General features: G+C 65.3%; 1 protein-coding gene. It reads left to right on the top strand.

Going from position 1 to position 974, the window contains the following annotated elements:
- The first annotated feature begins 107 nt into the window (after positions 1–107).
- Positions 108–950 carry an IS5 family transposase gene (locus tag ABGB08_RS54670; RefSeq protein WP_347608557.1) on the top strand — a complete coding sequence of 281 codons (843 nt, stop codon included), beginning with the start codon at positions 108–110 and terminating at the stop codon, positions 948–950.
- The last annotated feature ends 24 nt before the right edge of the window (positions 951–974 follow it).

Here is a 974-nt window from a genome sequence, read left to right as displayed (position 1 = left end):
AGAGGTCGCGCGGATAGGCCGCGAGCAAGGAGCCAGACGTAACACAGGCACGGAACCTCAAGATCACGTAGGTGTCTACGCTGCGTAATCTCCGATGAGGATCATCCGTGCCTGTCCTCCCATCATGGCTTGCCGAACCGCTGTGGGTCCAGTTCGAAGCGCTCCTGCCTGAACGACCGCTCTACGACCCCGCTCATCCGCTGGGCTGTCATCGGCCCCGCATCCCCGACCGGATCGTGTTCGACAAACTCCTGCAGGTCCTGCGTTTCGGCTGCTCCTATCAGGCGATCGCCGATAGGACCTGCTCGGCGAGCACGATCCGCACCCGCCGCGACCAATGGATCGAACTCGGCATCTTCGCCCAACTCAAGCAGATCGCCCTGGATGCCTATGACCGCATCGTCGGCCTGCTGCTGGAGGATCTGGCCGTCGACGGATGTATCACCAAGGCACCCGGCGGAGGCGAACTGGCCGGACCCTCACCCGTGGATCGACGCAAACTCGGGATGAAACGCTCTCTGCTGGTCGAGGGCTATGGCATCCCGCTCGGCCGCGTGCTGGCCCCGGCCAACCGCAACGACTCGCCCCTCCTGGCCCTGACACTGGACCTCCTCGACGGGCTGGGCCCGCTGCCCGACGACGTCACCATCCATCTGGACGCGGGCTACGACTCCGGCAAGACCCGCGACCTGCTCGACAGCCGTGATCTGACCGGCGAGATCGCCCGAAAGGGCACCAAAGCCCCTGTTCAGGCCACCCAGCGCTGGCATATCGAACGGACCAACGCCTGGCACAACGCCTTCATCCGCCTGGCCCGCTGCTACGAACGACGGACCACAGTCGTCGAAGCGTTCTTCGACCTGGCCGACGCCATCATCACCGTCCGTAGCCTCATCCGCCGCGCCTGGATCACCCACCGCTGGAAGGGCCGCCCGGATCGACGTCGATGACGCTCACCAATCCGCGCGGCCTCT

The sequence above is a fragment of the Acrocarpospora sp. B8E8 genome (assembly GCF_039871605.1).
GTDB lineage: Bacteria > Actinomycetota > Actinomycetes > Streptosporangiales > Streptosporangiaceae > Acrocarpospora > Acrocarpospora macrocephala.
This window is presented reverse-complemented; position numbering and strand designations above follow the sequence as displayed.